The sequence below is a fragment of the Salinarimonas ramus genome, assembly GCF_014645695.1.
GTDB lineage: Bacteria > Pseudomonadota > Alphaproteobacteria > Rhizobiales > Beijerinckiaceae > Salinarimonas > Salinarimonas ramus.
Map to the genome: position 1 here is coordinate 62227 of NZ_BMMF01000017.1, position 17731 is coordinate 79957.

General features: G+C 70.9%; 16 protein-coding genes. 6 read left to right on the forward strand and 10 right to left on the reverse strand.

The window, feature by feature from the left end; all coding sequences use genetic code 11:
* Nucleotides 1-5: 5 nt before the first annotated feature.
* From IEX89_RS22690 to IEX89_RS22710, 5 genes are all read right to left on the reverse strand, one after another.
* Complete coding sequence (locus IEX89_RS22690; RefSeq protein ID WP_188915564.1) at nt 6-557, reverse strand: TRAP transporter small permease subunit; 552 nt, start codon at nt 555-557, stop codon at nt 6-8.
* A gap of 179 nt (nt 558-736) precedes the next feature.
* The gene (locus IEX89_RS22695; protein WP_244645658.1) at nt 737-2101 is read right to left on the reverse strand and encodes a TRAP transporter large permease; all 1365 of its coding nucleotides are present in this window, start codon (nt 2099-2101) and stop codon (nt 737-739) included.
* A gap of 48 nt (nt 2102-2149) precedes the next feature.
* Complete coding sequence (locus tag IEX89_RS22700; RefSeq protein WP_188915565.1) at nt 2150-2749, reverse strand: TRAP transporter small permease subunit; 600 nt, start codon at nt 2747-2749, stop codon at nt 2150-2152.
* A gap of 35 nt (nt 2750-2784) precedes the next feature.
* Nucleotides 2785-3888 carry a TRAP transporter substrate-binding protein gene (locus tag IEX89_RS22705; RefSeq protein ID WP_188915566.1) on the reverse strand — a complete coding sequence of 368 codons (1104 nt, stop codon included), beginning with the start codon at nt 3886-3888 and terminating at the stop codon, nt 2785-2787.
* 205 nt (nt 3889-4093) lie between these two features.
* On the reverse strand, nt 4094-5362 hold the full coding sequence (locus tag IEX89_RS22710) for a 3-phosphoshikimate 1-carboxyvinyltransferase (RefSeq protein ID WP_373290634.1): 1269 nt from the start codon (nt 5360-5362) through the stop codon (nt 4094-4096).
* Between the two features lie 218 nt (nt 5363-5580).
* Between IEX89_RS22710 and IEX89_RS22715 the strand changes: the two genes are divergently transcribed.
* Nucleotides 5581-8739 carry a S8 family serine peptidase gene (locus IEX89_RS22715; protein WP_188915568.1) on the forward strand — a complete coding sequence of 1053 codons (3159 nt, stop codon included), beginning with the start codon at nt 5581-5583 and terminating at the stop codon, nt 8737-8739.
* 128 nt (nt 8740-8867) lie between these two features.
* Nucleotides 8868-9206 carry a hypothetical protein gene (locus IEX89_RS22720; RefSeq protein ID WP_188915569.1) on the forward strand — a complete coding sequence of 113 codons (339 nt, stop codon included), beginning with the start codon at nt 8868-8870 and terminating at the stop codon, nt 9204-9206.
* Nucleotides 9207-9288: 82 nt separating this feature from the next.
* Here IEX89_RS22720 and IEX89_RS22725 read toward each other — a convergent pair whose 3' ends face one another.
* The 5 genes from IEX89_RS22725 to IEX89_RS22745 are packed head-to-tail and all read right to left on the reverse strand — an operon-like array spanning nt 9289 to nt 13362.
* Entirely contained in the window at nt 9289-10302 is a 1014-nt protein-coding gene (locus IEX89_RS22725; RefSeq protein ID WP_188915570.1) for an adenosine kinase, read from the reverse strand.
* Nucleotides 10303-10310: 8 nt separating this feature from the next.
* Nucleotides 10311-10823, reverse strand: coding sequence for a helix-turn-helix domain-containing protein (locus tag IEX89_RS22730; RefSeq protein ID WP_188915571.1), 513 nt, complete (start codon nt 10821-10823; stop codon nt 10311-10313).
* A 12-nt stretch (nt 10824-10835) separates the two neighbouring features.
* A complete protein-coding gene (locus IEX89_RS22735) occupies nt 10836-11456 on the reverse strand; it encodes a Smr/MutS family protein (protein ID WP_188915572.1) in 621 nt (206 codons plus the stop codon).
* Nucleotides 11453-12664, reverse strand: coding sequence for a murein transglycosylase A (gene mltA, locus IEX89_RS22740; protein ID WP_188915573.1), 1212 nt, complete (start codon nt 12662-12664; stop codon nt 11453-11455). Before mltA ends, IEX89_RS22735 begins: the two co-directional genes overlap by 4 nt.
* Complete coding sequence (locus tag IEX89_RS22745) at nt 12661-13362, reverse strand: Tim44/TimA family putative adaptor protein (protein WP_188915574.1); 702 nt, start codon at nt 13360-13362, stop codon at nt 12661-12663. Before IEX89_RS22745 ends, mltA begins: the two co-directional genes overlap by 4 nt.
* 338 nt (nt 13363-13700) lie before the next feature.
* Between IEX89_RS22745 and secB the strand changes: the two genes are divergently transcribed.
* From secB to IEX89_RS22765, 4 genes are all read left to right on the forward strand, one after another.
* Nucleotides 13701-14237 carry a protein-export chaperone SecB gene (gene secB / locus IEX89_RS22750; protein WP_188915575.1) on the forward strand — a complete coding sequence of 179 codons (537 nt, stop codon included), beginning with the start codon at nt 13701-13703 and terminating at the stop codon, nt 14235-14237.
* 161 nt (nt 14238-14398) lie between these two features.
* Entirely contained in the window at nt 14399-14869 is a 471-nt protein-coding gene (gene mscL, locus IEX89_RS22755) for a large conductance mechanosensitive channel protein MscL (RefSeq protein ID WP_188915610.1), read from the forward strand.
* 469 nt (nt 14870-15338) lie between these two features.
* Nucleotides 15339-16487 carry a type III PLP-dependent enzyme gene (locus IEX89_RS22760; protein WP_188915576.1) on the forward strand — a complete coding sequence of 383 codons (1149 nt, stop codon included), beginning with the start codon at nt 15339-15341 and terminating at the stop codon, nt 16485-16487.
* A gap of 276 nt (nt 16488-16763) precedes the next feature.
* A complete protein-coding gene (locus tag IEX89_RS22765) occupies nt 16764-17702 on the forward strand; it encodes a DMT family transporter (protein WP_188915577.1) in 939 nt (312 codons plus the stop codon).
* The last annotated feature ends 29 nt before the right edge of the window (nt 17703-17731 follow it).

The following is a 17731-nucleotide window of genomic DNA, read 5'->3' on the forward strand; positions in this document are numbered from 1 at the left end:
CCGGCTTACTCCTTGCCGTGGCCGTAGCGCAGGTTCTCGGGGACGAGATCCTCGCGCCCGCCGAGGATGAGCACGCTGCGCGCGATCATGGCGATGCCCTGGAGGAGGATCAGCAGGCCGAAGAGGAGGATGAAGCTCTTGAGCACGAAGAAGCCGGGCATGCCGCCGACGTTCGGCGAGGCCTCGTAGAGCCGCCAGGAGCGCTGCACGTAGGGCATGCCGTAGGAATAGATCACCCAGCAATAGGGGACGATGAAGATCACGACGCCGATCATGTCGATCAGCGCCTTCGTCCGCAGCGTGGCGGGGCGGTAGAAGATGTCGACGCGCACGTGGTCGTCGCGCAGGAGCGCGAAGCCGGCGACCGCCGTGAACATCGCCCCGTTGAGCCAGACGTAGAGGTCCTGCATCCAGACCTGCGTCGTCGAGAAGGCGTAGCGCTGCACGACGACGGTGAAGCAGACCAGCACGATGGCGAGCGCCAACCAGGCGAACACGTTGCCCACGACGCGGTTCACCCCGCTCAACGCGCGCATCAACCCCGCGACGACATGCACGGCATCCCTCCCCCGCGACGCGGCTTCGCGCGTCGTTCCCTCGCTCGCCCGCACCTTGCCGGCGAGCGTTGTCCGGGCCGTGCGCAATCGCGCAAGCCCGCATGCGCCCTGCCTATGATACGGATGTTTCCCAAGGTCAACGCCCAATCGGCGCGCACCCGGGAGCCGAGCGGGCCTCCTCAGCCACCGTACATCTGGCCGGGCAACCACAGGACGAGCGGCTCCCAGGCGAAGACCATGGCGACGACCAGCACCTGGATCAGGACGAAGGGTATGACGCCCTTGTAGATATCGGTGGTCTTCACCTCGGGTGGAACGACGCCCTTCAGGTAGAAGAGCGAGAATCCCACCGGTGGCGTCAGGAACGAGGTCTGCAGCGTCACCGCGAACAGGACCACGAACCAGACGAGCTCGAAGCCGAGCCCCACCACGACCGGCCCGACGAGCGGCAGCAGGATCAGCGTGATCTCGAGCCAGTCGAGGAAGAAGCCGGCGAGGAAGGCGATGAAGAGGATCACGAGCACGATTCCGCCCGGCGGGAACGGGATCGAGTTGAGCATGTGGGCGATGAACTCGTCGCCGCCGAGCTGGCGCAGCACGACCGCGAAGGCGGTCGCGCCCAGGAAGATGCCGAAGATGAAGGCGGTGGTGAGCGTCGTCTTGTAGCAGACGTCCCGCAGCACGGCGAAGGAGAAGCGCCGGTTCGCCATCGCGAGCAGCGTCGCGCCGGCGGCACCCACGCCCGACGCCTCCGTGGGCGTCGCGATGCCGAAGAAGATCGAGCCGAGCACGGCGACGATGAGCAGGATCGGCGGGAAGACGGCGATCAGCGTGTCGCGCACGAGCCCCGGCGACAACGGCTCGAGATTCTTGGGAGCCGGCGCCATGCGCGGCATGATCTGCGCGCCGATGATGGCGTAGGCCATGTAGCACAGGCCGAGCAGCACGCCGGGGATGAGCGCGCCCATGAACAGCTCGCCCACCGACAGCGAGAGCTGGTCCGCCATCAGGATGAGCATGACGGAGGGCGGGATCAGGATGCCGAGCGTGCCCGCCGAGGCGACGACGCCCGAGGCGAAGGCCTTCGAGTAGTTCTGCGCGAGCATCACCGGCATGGCGAGCATCGCGAGCAGCGTCACCGAGGCGCCGACGATGCCGGTGGAGGCCGCGAGCAGGATGCCGATGAGGATCACGCCCATGGCGAGCCCGCCGCGATAGCGGCCGAAGAGCTTGACGAAGTTCACCATCAGCTTGTCGGCGACGCCCGAGCGCTCGAGCATCAGGCCCATGAAGATGAACATCGGCAGGGCGACGAGCACCCAGTTCGACATCTGCGCGTAGATGCGCTGCACGATGATGCCGAAGATGCGGAAGTTCGTCAGGAAGTAGGTGTCGACGTCGAAATACTCGTTGAGCAGGATGCAGCCCACCGCGAAGATCACGGCGATGCCGCCCAGCAGCCACGCGATGGGGAATCCGGTGAAGATCAGGGCGATGAAGGAACCCATCATCGCGATGACCAGGAACTCGTAGGTTTCGAGCACGCGCGGCGCCTCCGAGGCCTCACGGCCCCACGTGAGTATTCGAACGGGTCAGGTCGGTCCGGCGTCGCCGGACGCGGGGCGCGGACGCGGCGTGCCGAACAGGAACGCCGTCACGCGCGACAGCCGCGAGAACGCGGCGAGGCCCAGGAAACCGAAGGCGACGATGATGACGGCCTTCGACACCCAGCGCGCCGGCAGCCCACCGGGTGCCGGCGAGGTCTCGTTGAGCCGCCAGGCCCGCTCGACGAACGGGATCGCGTCCATGATCACCACGTAGACGAACGGAGCCAGGAAGAGGAGCAGCCCCACGAGCTCGACCCAGGCCCGCCCGCGATGCGACAGCTTCTCGGCCACCACGTCGACGCGCACGTGCCCGTCGTACAGCAGCGTGTAGGACAGGCCCATCATGAAGCCGATGGCGTAGAGGTGCCATTGCAGCTCCTCCAGCGCGACGAAGTTCGTGCCGATCGCGTAGCGCAGCACGACGTTGCCCACGATCAGGACGATGAGGATCGCCCAGATCCAGGAGAACGCCTCGCCGATCCTGCGCACGAGCGCGTCGATCGGGCGGGAGATCGCCGTCTCCGGGAGGGAGAAGGCGGCGGCTTCGGCCGCCGCCCCCTCTTTGGGCGCGTGGAGATTGGCCACGTGTCAGCGCCTTTCGCGATGCCGGTGCGGCCCGCTCACTGCTGGTCCTGGACGATGTTGTTGAAGGCCCAGTCGCGCGGCAGGTAGCCCTTGGCGTACCACTCGGCGTGCTCGCGCTGGAAGGCGCGCATCGAATCGTGCACCTTGCCGAACTGAGCATCCTCCTCGGAGAGACGCGCCATCACGTTCTGCGTCGCCTCCCAGAACGTGTCGAGGAAGTCGTCGGACCACACGACGAGGTTCACGCCCTGCTCCTGGAAGCGGGAGAGCACCGCGCCCTGCAGCGCCTCGGCCTTGGCCATGGCCATCGTGACGCCCGCGGTGCAGGTCGTCTCGATGAGCGCCTTCGTCTGGTCGTTGAGGTCGTTCCAGGCGTCGATATTGACGTACAGGAACTGGTTCGTCGACGGCTGGTGCCAGCCGGGCAGGTAATAGTACTTCGCCACCTGGAAGAAGCCGAGCTGCTCGTCAACCGTCGGCAGCGAGAACTCGGTCGCGTCGAGCACGCCCGTCTCCAGCGCCTGGTAGAGCTCGCCGCCGGGCAGCAGCGTCACCGACATCTGCAGCTCTTCCATGATCTCGCCGCCCACGCCCGCGGCGCGGAACTTGAGGCCCTGGAGGTCGGAGACCGAAGCGATCTCGTTGCGGAACCAGCCCGAGGCCTCGGGGCTGATCGAGCCGCACAGGATCGGGTAGACGCCGTAGGGCTCGAAGGTCTCCTTGAGGAGCTGGTCGCCCTCGCCGAAATACATCCAGGCGATGAAGCCGGGGCTGTCGAGGCCGAAGGGCGTGGCGCCGAACAGCGCCGAGGCCGGCACCTGGCCGCGCTCGTAGCCCATCCAGGAATAGCCCGCGTCGATGTTGCCGTTCGAGGCGTTCTCGAAGATCGTCAGCGGCGGGATCAGCGTGCCCGGCTCCATGACCTGCAGCGTCACCTCGCCGCCGGAGACGGCGGACACCGCCTCGGACACCCACGGCATCGTGTCGCCGAGCGCCGTCAGCGTGGAGGCGAAGGACATCGGGATCTGCCAGCGCACGCTGTCGAACTCTGCGGCGGCATCGCGGGGCGCGGCGACGAGCGCCGTCGCGGCCAGGGTGGCGACGAGCGCGGTCGTGCGCAGTCCTGCATTCTTCGTCATGAAGGCGTTCTCCCATTCTCGTGGGTGCGCGACGCCGCCGCTCGCGAGAGAGCGGATCTTGTCTTTAGCCTTCGGTCGCGCGCACGGTTCCGGCCGACCCCCCGAGGGCCGGGCGTGCGCAATGCTAGCCCCTGCCATGCGCAGGAAGCAAGGCGCTTTCCGCTGCGATGTCTTGCGTCGAAAGTCTAACGCCGCCGCACCCGTGTCATTCCGGCACGAGATCGACGCCGAGAGCCGCGAGGTCGCGCCAGTAGAGCGGATAGGTCTTCGCCGTGCAGCCGGGATCGAGGATGGTGATGCCGGGCGCGCGCAGGCCGACCAGCGCCATGCTCATGGCGATGCGATGATCGCAATAGGTCTCGATGCGCGCAGGGCGGGTCTCGGCCGCGAGCCCGGGATCGCCCTCGACCACGAGGTCGTCCCCCTCCTCGCGCGCGAGGCCCGGCTTCACCCGGGCGAGCTCCGTCGCCATGGCGGCGATGCGGTCGCATTCCTTCACGCGCAGGTTCTCGATGCCGACGAAGCGCACCGGCCCCTCGTTGAAGGCGGCGAGCGCCGCCAGCGTCGGCACCGCGTCCTGCATCTGCGAGCCGTCGATCAAAGGCGGCAGGCGGGGAAAGCGGGCCATGAGGTCGTACGCCTTCGCGTCGGGCTGGGTCATGGCGCCCGGCGCGACGCCGAGGTCGATGGCGCCGCCGGTCAAGCGCTCCGCCGCCCACAGATAGGTCGCGGCCGAGGCGTCGGGCTCCACGCGGTAGGTGCAGCCGCGGTAGCCCATGGGCTCGACACGCCAGCGCCCCTCGTCCTCCTGCACCACCTCGGCGCCGAAGGCGCGCATGGCGGCGAGCGTCAGGTCGACGTAGCCGCGCGCGCCGATCTTGGTGCCCGAGAGCGAGATCGTGACGGGCGCGTCGCTCCCCGCCGCCGCCATCAGGAGTGCGGAGACGTACTGGCTCGAGAGCCCGGCATCGATCGTCACCGCGTGCGCCGCGAGACGACCCGAGCCGCGCACGGTCACCGGCGGGCAGCCCTCCGTCGCCGCCACGTCGACGCCGAGCGCGCCGAGCGCCGCGACGAGGGGGCCGATGGGGCGCTTTCGCATGTGCGCGTCGCCGTCGAGCACGACGGTGCCGTCGACGAGCGCGGCCGCCGCCGTCAGGAAGCGCATGGCGGTCCCGGCATTGCCGAGGAAGAGCGCGCAGTCGGGCGCCGCGAGCCGGCCCGTGCCGCCGACCGTGAAGGTCGCGCCGTCCGCGCCGTCCGCCTGCGTCACCGGCACGCCCATCCGCCGCAGCGCCTCCGCCATGTGGCGGGTGTCGTCGCTCGCGAGCGCGCCCTCGATGGTGCTCTCGCCTTTGGCGAGGCCCGCGAGGAGGAGCGCGCGATTGGTGATGGACTTCGAGCCCGGCGGGCGAATGGCCCCGACGAGCGGTCGGCCGGGCGGCACGATCGTGACGGCGGGCGCGCTTCGAATGTCCGCGAGGTCCATGGGCGTCTCCTGCCGGCGCGACGTCGTGCGACGTCACGGTGTGGGCGACGTCCTGACGAAGCGGCGGCGAACCGTCAAGAGCTGCGCGCGCGAGGGCCCGCGCGCTTGCGCAAGCGCGCACGGCCGCGTTCTCGCTTGGTTAACGCACCCCTGCTAGCGTCCGGCAACCGCGAATCAGGGTATGTCTGGGGGCTGACGGGGCTATGGCGACGATTCAGGGTGTTTATCTGGCTTTGTTCGGGCGTCCGGCGGATCCGGCGGGAGCCGCGTTCTGGTCTCAGGCCACGAGCGGCGGCGCGGATCTCTCCGCCATGCTCGCCGCGCTGGCGCCGCTGCCGGAATATACCGGCCGCTTCTCGGGCATGACCACCGCACAGCAGGTCGATTCGATCTACCAGGCCCTGTTCGGGCGCGCCGCCGACGCGGAGGGCCGCGCCTTCTTCGTCCAGCGCATCGAGGCGGGCGAGCTGACGCTCTCCACCCTCGCCGTCAACATCCTCGACGGCGCGCAGGGCACGGACGCGACGGTCATCGCCAACAAGCTCGCGACGGCGGAGCGCTTCACCGCCTCCCTCGACACCGCCGCCGAGCGCGCCGCCTATGTCGGCACGGGCCCGGCGGACGCGGCGCGCTCCTTCCTCTCCGCCGTCGACGCCGACCCGGCCAGCATTCCCCCGCAATCGGTCATCGACCTCGCGATCACCGCGATCGTCGAGAATTTCGGCGGCGGCAAGCCGGGCGACCGGCTCGAGTTCGTCGGAGACGACGGGAAGGTCTCCATCGGGACGTTCCAGGCGCTCGACGAGGTCGGCGCGTTCTCGAACCAGTCGACCGATCTCATCGGCATCGATCGCCTGCGCGCGGATGCGCGCTTTTCGGAGGCGGACGGCCGCGGCGTCACCGTCGTCGTCCTCGACACCGGCATCGACCTCGACCATCCGGCCTTCGGCCCCGACGCGAACGGCGACGGGCGCTCGGATCGCATCGTCGCGGCCCTCGACTTCACCGGCGAGAACGACGGCACGGCGCAGGACCGCAACGACCACGGCTCCAACGTCTCCTCGATCATCGGATCGAGCGACCCGCGCTTCCTCGGCGTCGCGCCCGGCGTCAACATCATCCACCTGCAGGTGCTCGAGGCGAACGGCGGCGGCAGCTTCGGCTACGTCGAGCGCGCGCTCCAATGGGTGGTGCAGAACGCCGCCGCCTACAACATCGTGGCGGCGAACCTCTCCCTCGGCCCGGGCGACAACGTCAACGTCGCCGCGCCCTCGCCCTTCGGCCTCGCCGACGAGTTCGCAGCCATGTTCTCGGCGGGCATCGTCACGACGGTCGCCACCGGCAACGATTACCACACCTATCAGGCGGCGGGCCACGCCTCGCTCGCGGCCGATCCCAACGTGATCGGCGTCGGTGCCGCGTATTCCGGCGATTTCGGGCGGATGGAATGGGGCGGCGGCGCCATCGACAACACGACCGCCGCCGACCGCCTCACCGTGTTCGGCCAGCGCTCGGGCGCGCTCGAGACGTTGCTCGCCCCCGGCGCGCTGATCCAGGGCGCCAACGCGCAGGGCGGCTCGACCTTCCAGGGCGGCACCAGCCAGGCCGCGCCGCACGTGGCCGGCCTCGTCGCCGTGGCGCAGAACATCGCGCAGCAATATCTCGGACGCCTTCTCACCCCCACCGAGTTCGAGCAGGTGGTGCGCACCAACGCCGTGCGGCTCGTCGACGGCGACGACGAGGACGACAACGTCGTCAACACCGGCGCGACCTTCGACCGCGTCGACGCCGTGGCGATGGCGGAGGCGATCATCGCGCTCGGCGCCGGCACGCCTCCCGGACCGGGCCCCGGACCGACGCCGATCGCGGACGACTTCGCGGGCGACGCCACGACGGCCGGCCGCCTCTCCCCCGGCGCTGCCGTCTCCGGCGTGATCGAGTCCGCGGGTGATCGCGACTGGTTCGCGATCTCGCTCCAGGCCGGCACCGCCTATCGCTTCGCGCTCGAGGGCGCCACGGCCCAGGGGCTGGCCGATCCGCTCCTCGTGCTGCGCGACCGGAACGGCACCATCGTCGCCCAGAACGACGACGGCGACGGCACGCTGAACAGCCTCCTCGACTTCATGCCCGGCCGGGACGGGCTCTTCTATCTCGAAGCGCGCGCCTATTCCACCGAGACGGGCGCCTACGTCCTCGCCGCGAGCCGGGCGCCCGGCTTCGACCTGCCCTCGAACGGCACGACGAGCTCGGTGCTCACGCCGGGCACGCCCGAGATCGACGTCCTCGACGCCATCGGCGATCGCGACTGGCACGCCATCGACATCGTGGCGGGACGCACCTACGAGGTGCAGCTGCAGGGGGCGGGCTCCGGCGCCGGGACACTGCGCGACCCGCTCCTGCGCCTCTACGACGCCAACGGCCAGGTCTTCGCCCAGAACGACGACACGTTCGGGTTCGACAGCGCCATCACCTTCGTCGCGACGAGCACGACGCGCGTCTTCGCCGAGGCCGCCGCTTTCGCCGACGGCTACGACGGCACCTACCGGATCACGCTGACCGAGCGCGGCGCGGACCAGGGCGACGTGCCCGGCAACGGCACGACGCAGGAGACGCTCGTCGCGGGCGGCAGGGTGCTCTCGACCCTCGAGAGCGCCGGCGACCGGGACTGGTACCGCGTCGAGCTGAACGCCGGCGACGTCGTCGGCTTCGCGCTCCAGGGCGGTGGCACGAACCCGCTCGGCGATCCGCTGCTGCGCGTCTACGACGGGCTGGGCAATCTCGTCGGCAGCAACGACGACGCCAACGGCACGCTCGACTCTCAGCTCCAGATGCGCGTGACGCAGAGCGGCACCTATTTCGTCGAGGCCGCCGCCTACGCGGATCGTTCCGTCGGATCCTACCTGCTCTCGCACAGCGTCCTCGACACCGGCGGCCCCGTGGGCGACCTGCCGGGCAGCGGCGCGACGCCGGTCACCCTCGCGCCGGGCGTGCTGGTGCGCTCCACGCTCGAGCAGGCCGGAGACGACGACTGGTTCCGCATCGAGGCGGCCGCCGGGCAGACCGTGCGGGTGGCGCTCGGCGGGGACGGCACGAACCCGCTCTCCGACCCGTTCCTGCGGATCTTCGACGCCGCGGGAAGCCTCGTCGCCTTCAACGACGATTTCGGCGGCACCCGCAATTCCTACGTCGAGTTCGTGGCGCCGCAGGCGGGAACCTACTTCGCCTCCGCGCGCTCCTACTTCGACTACTTCACGGGGGACTACGCGCTGCTGCTCGTCGGCGCGGAGGGCTTCTCGGCTGAGGCCGCCGCGCTCCAGGGGCTCGCGGCAGCCTCGGCGAGCGGCGCGGAATGGTTCGCGTGACCGAGACGCGATCACGCCTGGCACCGCGAGCGGGCGCGATTCTCGCGCTCGCCTGCCTCGCGGGTCCGCTCGCGCCCACCGCCGCCGCCTCACCCGAGGCGGCGGTGCCCGTTCGAGCGGAGCCCGCCATGACACGAGACGAAACCCCCGCCCTGCCGACCATGCAGCCGTCCCTGACGCTCTCGCCCGACCGATCGGGCGGGCTCGCCTATCGCGTCGGCGTCTGGCTGCCCACCGGCTGCCACCGCCTGGTGGCGCCCCCCGCCCTCGTGCTCGACGGTGACGGCACGCCGGTGCTCTCGCTCAGGGTCGAGGTCGATCCCGGCCCGTGCACGCAGGCCTTCGTCGAGCGCGTCGCCGAGGGCGTCCTCCCCGGCGTCGCGTGGGACGCATCCGCGTTCGCCGTCGAGGTCCTCGGCGAGGACGGCGCGCGCCTGTGGCGCCTCGAGGGCCGCTGGACGCAGTGAAGGGCGCGTCTATCGGGACGCTTGCCTGATCGGCGACGGCGTACGGCCGCCGGCGCAACCGTCCGCGCCGTCGGCTACGGGCTCACGCCAACAGCCCGTGCTCCTGCGCCATCTCCTTCAGGCTGCGCTGGGGGCGCGCGCCGATGTGGGAGATGACCTCGGCGGCGGCCATGGCGCCCAGCCGCGCGCAGGCGACGTGATCGAGGCCGCGGGTGAGGCCCGCGAGGAAGCCGCCGGCGAAGAGGTCGCCCGCCCCCGTCAGGTCGACGATCGTCTCCACGGGGAAGGCGTCCACCGCGCGCGTGCCCTCGCGGGTGACGACGAGGGAGCCGCGCTCGGAACGCGTGACGATCGCGAGGAAGGGGCGGTCCGGATGGCCCTCCTCCCGCAGCGCCGCGACCGCACTGTCCTCGTCGGCGGTCTGGTAGAGCGCCTTGAGCTCGTGGATGTTGGCGAACAGGATGTCGAGCGCGCCGGTGCGGGCGAGGTCGAGGAATTCCGTGCGGTAGCGGTCGACGCAGAAGGAATCCGACAGGGTGAGCGCCACGCGGTTGCCGGCGCCGTGGGCGATGTCCACCGCCTTGCGGAAGGCCTCCTTCGCCTGCGGCGGATCCCACAGGTAGCCCTCGAGATAGGTGATCTCGGCGCCGGCCACCGTCGCCTCGTCGATGTCGTCGGGCGTCAGGTTCTGGCAGGCCCCGAGGAAGGTGTTCATGGTGCGCTCGCCGTCGGGCGTCACCAGGATGAAGGAGCGCGCCGTCGCCGGGCCGTCCGGGGCGGCGTAGGCGGTCTCGAAGGAGACGCCCGTGGCGTTCATGTCGTGGCGGTAGATGCGGCCGAGCTCGTCGTCGCGGACCTTGCCGATGAAACCCGCGCACACGCCGAGCGAGGCCGCGCCCACCGCCGTGTTGGCGCCCGAGCCGCCGGAGATGATCGCCGCCTGGCCCATCTTGCCGTAGAGATATTCCGCCCGGGCCTCGTCGATGAGGTTCATCGAGCCCTTGTGGAGCTTCTCCGAGACGAGGAAGCCGTCGTCCGTGTGCGCGATCACGTCGACGATGGCGTTTCCGAGGGTCAGGACGTCGAGCTCGGGCATGAAAATCCTCAGTTGCTGTCTCGCGGGCGCGACGGGACGCCCGGCGGCGGGTCGCCAGGGTTAGAGCCGTTGGCATCCCTTCCGTCAAGGGAGGGACCGGGGTGGTCCGTTGCATCGACGGGCGTCGACACGCCATCCAGGATGGCGAGCATGGAGGCGACCCGCTCGGGGCCGAGGCCTGCGATCTCGCGCGCGAGGCGGTTGGCGAGCAGCATGGCGTCCGCCCCGCAACCGCCGGCCGGCACCCGCGGCGCGGGGTCGGAGAGCTCGGCGAGCCGCTGCAGCTCGTCCGCCTCGTCCCAGATCACGCCGAAATAATGGATCGTGCCCTGGACGAGGGTGAAGGTGGGGCGCCCGCGCTCGCCGCGCTCGAGCGCGGAGAGGTAGGCGCTCGAGACGCCGAGATGGGCCGCCATGTGCTTGAGCTGGAGCCCGCGCGCGGCGCGCAACTCGCGCACGCGCCGGCCGAAGGGCGTGAGCGCCCGCGCCTCGCCGTCGGGATCGCGGGAGCGCCGCGGCATTCGTCGCGCGCCTCAGCGCCCGTTGCGGCGGCGCAGGCGCACGTAGAGCGCGCCCTCCCCGCCATGGTGATGGGCCGCGGATTCGAAGCCGACGACGAGCCCGCGCACGCCGGGCTCCGCCAGCCAATGCGGCACGAGCCGGCGCAGCACGCCGCGCTCGTCGAAGATCGAGCCCGTGCCCGGCGATCCTCCCTTGCCGGTGACGACGAGCACGATGGTGTGGCCCTGCGAGGCCGCGCGGTGGAGGAAGCCGTGGAGCGCGAGATGCGCCTCGCTCTGGCGCATGCCGTGGAGATCGAGCGTCGCATCGGGGTGCCGCGATCGGCGCGAGAGCGCCGCGCGCTCCTTGCGGGCGAGCTTCGTCAGAGGCGGGATCGGCGGCGGCGGGGCCGGCACGGGGCGATAGGGCGCCGCCGTCGGCATGCGCGGCGAAGGCGGCGTGCCGGGGGGACGCTTCGGAGCGTCTGCGGCCGGCGCCACGCGCGGCGGCGCCGCGGTAGCGGTCTCCGGGGCCCGCGCGGGGAGGGGATCGGGCGGCACGGCCTTGCCGGGGAGCGGCTCCACGTGACGCACCACGTGGCGCCACAGGAGACGCTCCTCCTCGGTCAGCTCGCGCTTGCGCCGGCGCGTCATCGCGCGGCCTCGTCGGTCGCGGCTTCACCATTCGCCGCGCGACGCGGCAGCAGGACGACGAAATCGGTGGCGTGCCGGATCAGCCCCGCTCGCGTGCCCGCCCGCGCGCCGGAGCCGGTGAAGTAGTCGCCCCGCGCCGGCCCGAGGATGGCGGAGCCCGTGTCCTGCGCGATCACGAGCCGCGCCAGCGGATGCTCCTCGCCATCGGCGTCCGGGAGCGCGCCCGTCAGGTAGAAGGGCAGCCCGTAGGGCCACAGGCCGCGATCGACGGCGATGGAGCGCTCCGGCGTCAGCGCCACGCCGGCTCCGCCGATGGGCCCGAGCGCCGGATCGTGCCCGTCGAGACGCGTGAAGAAGATGTAGGAGGCGTTCTCGTGCATCAGCGCCCGCGCTGCCGCGCCGTTCTCCCGCAGCCAGGCGAGGAGCCGCTCGAGACTCATCTCGTCGCGCTCGATCTCCCCGCGCTCCACGAGCAGGCGGCCGATGGAGGTGTATGGATGGCCGTTTCGCCCGGCATAGCCGACGCGCATCACCGCGCCGTCGGGCAGGCGGATGCGCGCGGAGCCCTGGACGTGGACGATGAAGGCCTCGCCGGGCTCCTCCAGCCAGACGACCGGCTGCGCCTGCGCGTCCAGAGCACCGGCCTCGATCTCGGCGCGCGTCGGCACGGGCACGTGCCCGCCCGCCCCGTCCGCGAGAGCCGCCCGGAGGGACGGATCGACGCCGTCGACGCTCTCGCCCTCGGCGAGCGTCACGAGGGCCGCGGGTCGCCCCCGCAGCGGCGTCGCGAAGCGGGCGGTCGGGACGAGGGAGCCCTCGAGCTCGGGCTCGTAATAGCCGGTGAGGAAGCCGCGCCCGGAATGCGGCACGATGCGGTGGGGGACGAAGGTGCGCTCGAAGAAGGCGCGCGCTCCGCCGGGCGCGACCTCGAGCGCCGCGCGGCAGGCGGCGAGGAGATCGATGCCCGCCTTCGCCGCGGGGCGAAGCGCGGCGCGGCCGTCGAGGATCGGGGCGCACGAGACGCGGAACGCGGCGAGGGCGGCCTCGTGGTCGTCCGCCGCCCAGCCGGGGAGATCGTCGTAGGAGAGAGGCTCCAGCCGCGCCCCGCCGATCTCGTCGGCGCCCGCGGGGAGCGGGTGCGCGAGGGGGTGGGCGAGAACCATGATCGCGGCGAGCGCGAGGAGGGGCGCGGGACGCGCGCCCCTCATTGCCCCGCTTCGGTGGCGACGAGCTGCCAGTTGGGATCGCGCGCGCCGAGCTGGCGGGCGAAGGTCCACACGTCGGTGACGTCCACAACCTGATCGGCGGAGCCCTCGACCACGTCGCCGGCGGACGAGCGCGTCACCGAGATCAGCTCGGAGACGATCCGCACGGTGATCTGGGCGGTCTTGCCCTTCACCTCGGCGGCGGTGATCTCGGCCTTGTCGATGGCGACGAAGGTGGTCTCGGAGCGCTCGCCGCGCTGCTCGCGATCGGTGATCGCCGCCTCGAAGCCTTCGTAGACCTCCTTCGACAGGAGGTCCTTGAGCGTCTTGCGCTCGCCGGCGGCGAAGGCCGTCACGATCATCTCGTAGGCCATCTTGGCGCCTTCGAGGAAGTCGCGTCCGTTGAAGGAGGGCTCCTGCCGGACGATCTCGTCGAGCGCGCCGGTGACGTCCGCGCCGGGCGCGGAGACGCTCTTCCAGCGATCGGGCGAGGCGGGCGCACCGGCCGAGCCGTTCGGCAGGCGCACGACGTTGTCGCCGCCGGTCCGGCCCCCGCGGGAGCCGGGAGCCTCGCGGCGGAACGGATCCTGCGGCGGTTTCTCGTTGCCGGTCTTCGTGCCGAGCACCGAGCGCAGCCGCCAGATCACGAAGACGGCGAGCGCGAGGAAGATGAGCGTCGTGAGATCGAAGGACTCTTGCATCGTCGGTCCGGCCTGGAATTCCCGGGATACGGGCCTCGTTGGCGACGCTCCGGCGCGGCGGGGGGCCGGCGCGTCGCGTCCTCCTCGTGGATATGGGCAGCGAGCCTCGTAACATCCACCCGTCGCGGCGACAAGCAGCGCCTTATCGCGGCTTTTTCTCGCGGCGCCCCTCCCCGGGACGGAAGAGCACGATCGCGACCGGCGGGGATCTCGGGGCACCTCTCACGCTTGTTCCCTCGGAAGAGACGTGCTAGCGCGCCTGCCATCGAGGCCGGCGGGCGACCCGCGGGCCGGTCCGCGCCCGGCCGGGCGCTCTCGCACGAACTCGGAGACAACCGATGGCCGATACCCCGGCGACCAACGGCGCCCAGAACGGCGGCGCCCCGAACGGCGGCGACGCCGGCAGCGCTCCCTCGCTCAACGCGCTCGCCCAGTACACGAAGGACTTCTCCTTCGAGAATCCGGCGGCGCCGCGCTCGCTCGCCCCGCAGCAGACCCAGCCGAAGATCGGCATCCAGGTCAACGTCAACGCCAAGCAGATGAGCGAGACGGACTACGAGGTCGAGCTCAAGCTCGAGGGCGACGCCAAGACCGACGGCAACGTCATGTTCAAGTTCGAGCTGAACTATGCCGGCGTCTTCCGCGTGCAGAACGTGCCCAAGGAGCAGCTGCATCCGGTCGTCATGATCGAATGCCCGCGCCTGCTCTTCCCCTTCGCCCGCCAGATCGTGGCGGACGCGGTGCGCAACGGCGGCTTCCCGCCGCTCTACATCGACCCGATCGACTTCGTGGCGCTCTATCGCCAGCGCGTCGCAGCCGCCCAGAAGGCGCAGGCCGCCGCCGCGCCGGCGGGCGAGGGGCCGCAGACGGCCTGACGAGGAGCGCCCCACGGCGGTTCGTCGAGCCGAATCCAGGTGAGAACGCCCCCGGACGCACCCCGTCCGGGGGCGTTCGCACGTCACGGACCCGCTTTACGCGAGACGGCCTTGGCGGTTAAGCCTCGGTCATCGAGCGACACGGGGGAGCGACCATGGCCATCATCGACGAGTTCAAGACGTTCGCGCTCAAGGGCAACGTGGTGGATCTGGCGGTGGGCGTCATCATCGGCGCCGCCTTCTCGCGGATCGTCTCCTCCCTCGTCGAGGACGTGTTCACGCCCCTCGTCGGGCTCGTCACCGGCGGGCTCGACTTCACCAACTACTTCCTCCCGCTGTCCTCCGCGGTGACGGCGACGACGCTGGCGGAGGCGCGCGAGCAGGGGGCGGTGATCGCCTACGGCTCCTTCGTGACCGCGACCATCAACTTCCTCGTCGTGGCCTGGGTGCTGTTCTTCGTCATCCGCGGCATCAACCGCCTGCGCGCCCGCCAGGAGGCGGAGATCGCCGTCTCGCCGACCCCCCCGGCCGAGCCCGAGATTCCCGCCGACGTGAAGCTCCTGTCCGAGATCCGCGACCTCCTCGCGAGCGGCCCTGAGAAAATTTCGCGAACCGAGGCCGATAGGCATTGATCCGGAGGAGAATCGGGGTTATCTCCCGCCTTGCCCAATTTCGCACGTGCCTGTGGTCGCGTGCCGGTCGGTGGGCATCCGGGCAAGAGACCGGACAGCCGCCCGAGGGAGACTTCCCTCGACACCCCTGACCGGCAGCCGGAGGCGAAACCGGCGCACCTCGCTCTCAGCGGGGAACGCGACTTAAAGCAACGACGACACGGGCTTTTTTGGTCTCGATCGGCCCTCCAAAGGTCGGTCACCGAAGAGGCTTGTCTCATCATTGCCGGGCGTGCGGTTCGGGTCTCCCGTTCCAATCCAAGGCAGCACGTCGGGTCGCTCCGTCGATCGCGCGTTCGCGTCTCCAAAGCGCGCTCGCTCGGCCGAAGAGGCGCCCCATCGAGCTCCGCGACCTCGGGCGAGGTCGCGATCGTGATCAATCGGCGGCCGCACGCATCGGCTGCCCGCGAGCCTATTGGGGGAGAGCGCCATGACCGAGCGCATCCGTGATTTCCTGCGCCGCCGCCGCGAGGACGGGCCCTGCCTCGTCGTCGACCTCGAGGTCGTGCGCGACAACTACTTCAAGTTCGCCCGCGCGCTGCCCGACACGCGCGTCTTCTACGCCGTGAAGGCGAACCCCGAGCCGCAGCTCCTCAAGCTCCTGGCCGATCTCGGCTCGTCCTTCGACACGGCCTCCGTCGTCGAGATCGAGCTCGCGCTCGACGCCGGCGCCACGTCCGACCGCATCTCCTTCGGCAACACGATCAAGAAGGAGCGCGACGTCGCGCGCGCCCTCGAGCTCGGCGTGCGCCTGTTCGCGGTGGATTGCGAGGACGAGGTCGAGAAGATCGCCCGCGCCAAGGCCGCGACCGGCGCCGAGGACGTGCAGGTGTTCTGCCGCATCCTCTGCGACGGCGCCGGCGCCGAGTGGCCGCTCTCGCGCAAGTTCGGCTGCGAGCCGGAGCTGGCGATCGAGGTGCTCGAGCACGCCCATCGCGTGGGCCTCGAGGCCTACGGCGTGTCCTTCCACGTCGGCTCGCAGCAGGGCAACACCGAGGCCTGGGACCAGGCGCTCGGCTCGGCCGCGATGATCTTCCACACGCTGGCGGAGAAGGGCATCCACCTGTCGATGGTCAACCTCGGCGGCGGCTTCCCGACCCGGTACCTCAAGGACATCCCGGCGGTGGAGGCCTACGGCCAGTCCATCTTCGAGGCCCTGTCGCGCCATTTCGGCAACCGCATCCCGGCGACGATCATCGAGCCGGGCCGCGGCATGGTGGGCAATGCCGGCGTGATCGAGGCCGAGGTGGTGCTCGTCTCCAAGAAGAGCCGCGCCGAGGACGAGATCCGCTGGGTCTATCTCGACATCGGCAAGTTCGGCGGCCTCGCCGAGACCATGGACGAGTCGATCCGCTACCCGATCCGCACGGACCGGGACGCGGACGCGACGACGCCGTGCGTGCTCGCCGGCCCGACCTGCGATTCGGCCGACGTGCTCTACGAGAAGGCGCCCTACCCGCTGCCCGTCTCGCTCTCCATCGGCGACAAGGTCCTCATCGAGGGCACCGGCGCCTACACCACGACCTACTCGGCGGTCGCCTTCAACGGCTTCCCCCCGCTGAAGAGCTACGTGATCTGACGAGAGGCGGCCTCCCCCACGGGAGGCCGTCCGCGCTGGGGCGCCCGTGGGTAAGCGCTCCACCGCCACCTCCCCGCAGGGGAGGACGACGGCCCTCGCGCCGGAGGGTGGGGAGGGGGCGGGCCGGCGAGCAGAACTCCCGGGACGTCCCCACCGCCCGCGCCGAGGCGCGGACTCCTCCCCTCCGGGGAGGATGCGCCCGCCCCCTCCCGCACATCGGGCATGCGTCCCGTGCCTCTGCCATCGCGCGGCGGGGCGCGGTACGGTCGGCGCCGCATGAGCACCCCCGAGCCCTCCCGGCGCCCGCCGCGCACCGATCTCGACGCCCCGCTCGACGCGGCCGCGAGCCGCGAGCGGCTCGTCGCCATCGCGCTCATGTGCGCGGCGCTGATCTGCTTCTCCTGCCTCGACACCAGCGCCAAATGGCTCGGCGGGGAGGGCCTGCCGACGCTGCAGGTGGTGTTCATCCGCTATCTCGGCTCGATCATCCTGATCTCGTTCTTCGTCAACGGGCTGACCACGCCCGGCGTGACGCGCTCGGCGCGGCCGGGGCTGCAGGTGCTGCGCTCGCTCTTCCTGATGGGCGGGACGCTCCTCAACTTCACGGCCCTGCGTTGGCTCCAGCTCGCCGAGACGATGGCGATCATGTTCTCGACGCCCTTCATCGTGGCGCTGATCGCCGGGCCGCTGCTCGGCGAGCGGGTGGGGCCGCGCCGCCTCGCGGCGATCGCGGTGGGCTTCGTCGGCGTCCTCGTCGTGGTGCGCCCGGGGCTCGAGGGCTTCCACCCGGCGGCGATCCTCTCCTTGGGAGCGGCCGTCTGCAACGCGCTCTACGGCGTGACGACGCGCATGCTCGCGAGCCACGATTCCTCGCGCACGACGCTGATCTATTCGGGCCTCGTCGGCGTCGCGCTCACCGCGCCGGTGGCGCCCTTCCTGTGGGAGGCGCCGCCCTCCGTCCTGTCGTGGATCGTGCTCGGGGGGCTCGGCGCCTTCGGGGCCGTGGGGCACTGGCTCCTGATCCTGGCGCACGCCCGCGCGCCGGCGGCGGCGCTCTCGCCCTTCTTCTACACGCAGATCGTCTGGATGCTGGCGCTCGGCTGGCTCGTCTTCGGGGACCTGCCGGACGCCGCGACCCTCGTGGGCGCGGCCATCGTCGTCGCCTCCGGGCTCTACCTCCTGGCACGGGAGCGGGCGCGCGTCCGTAACGTTTAAGTATCCTTCCTTATGGACCAAAAACGAAG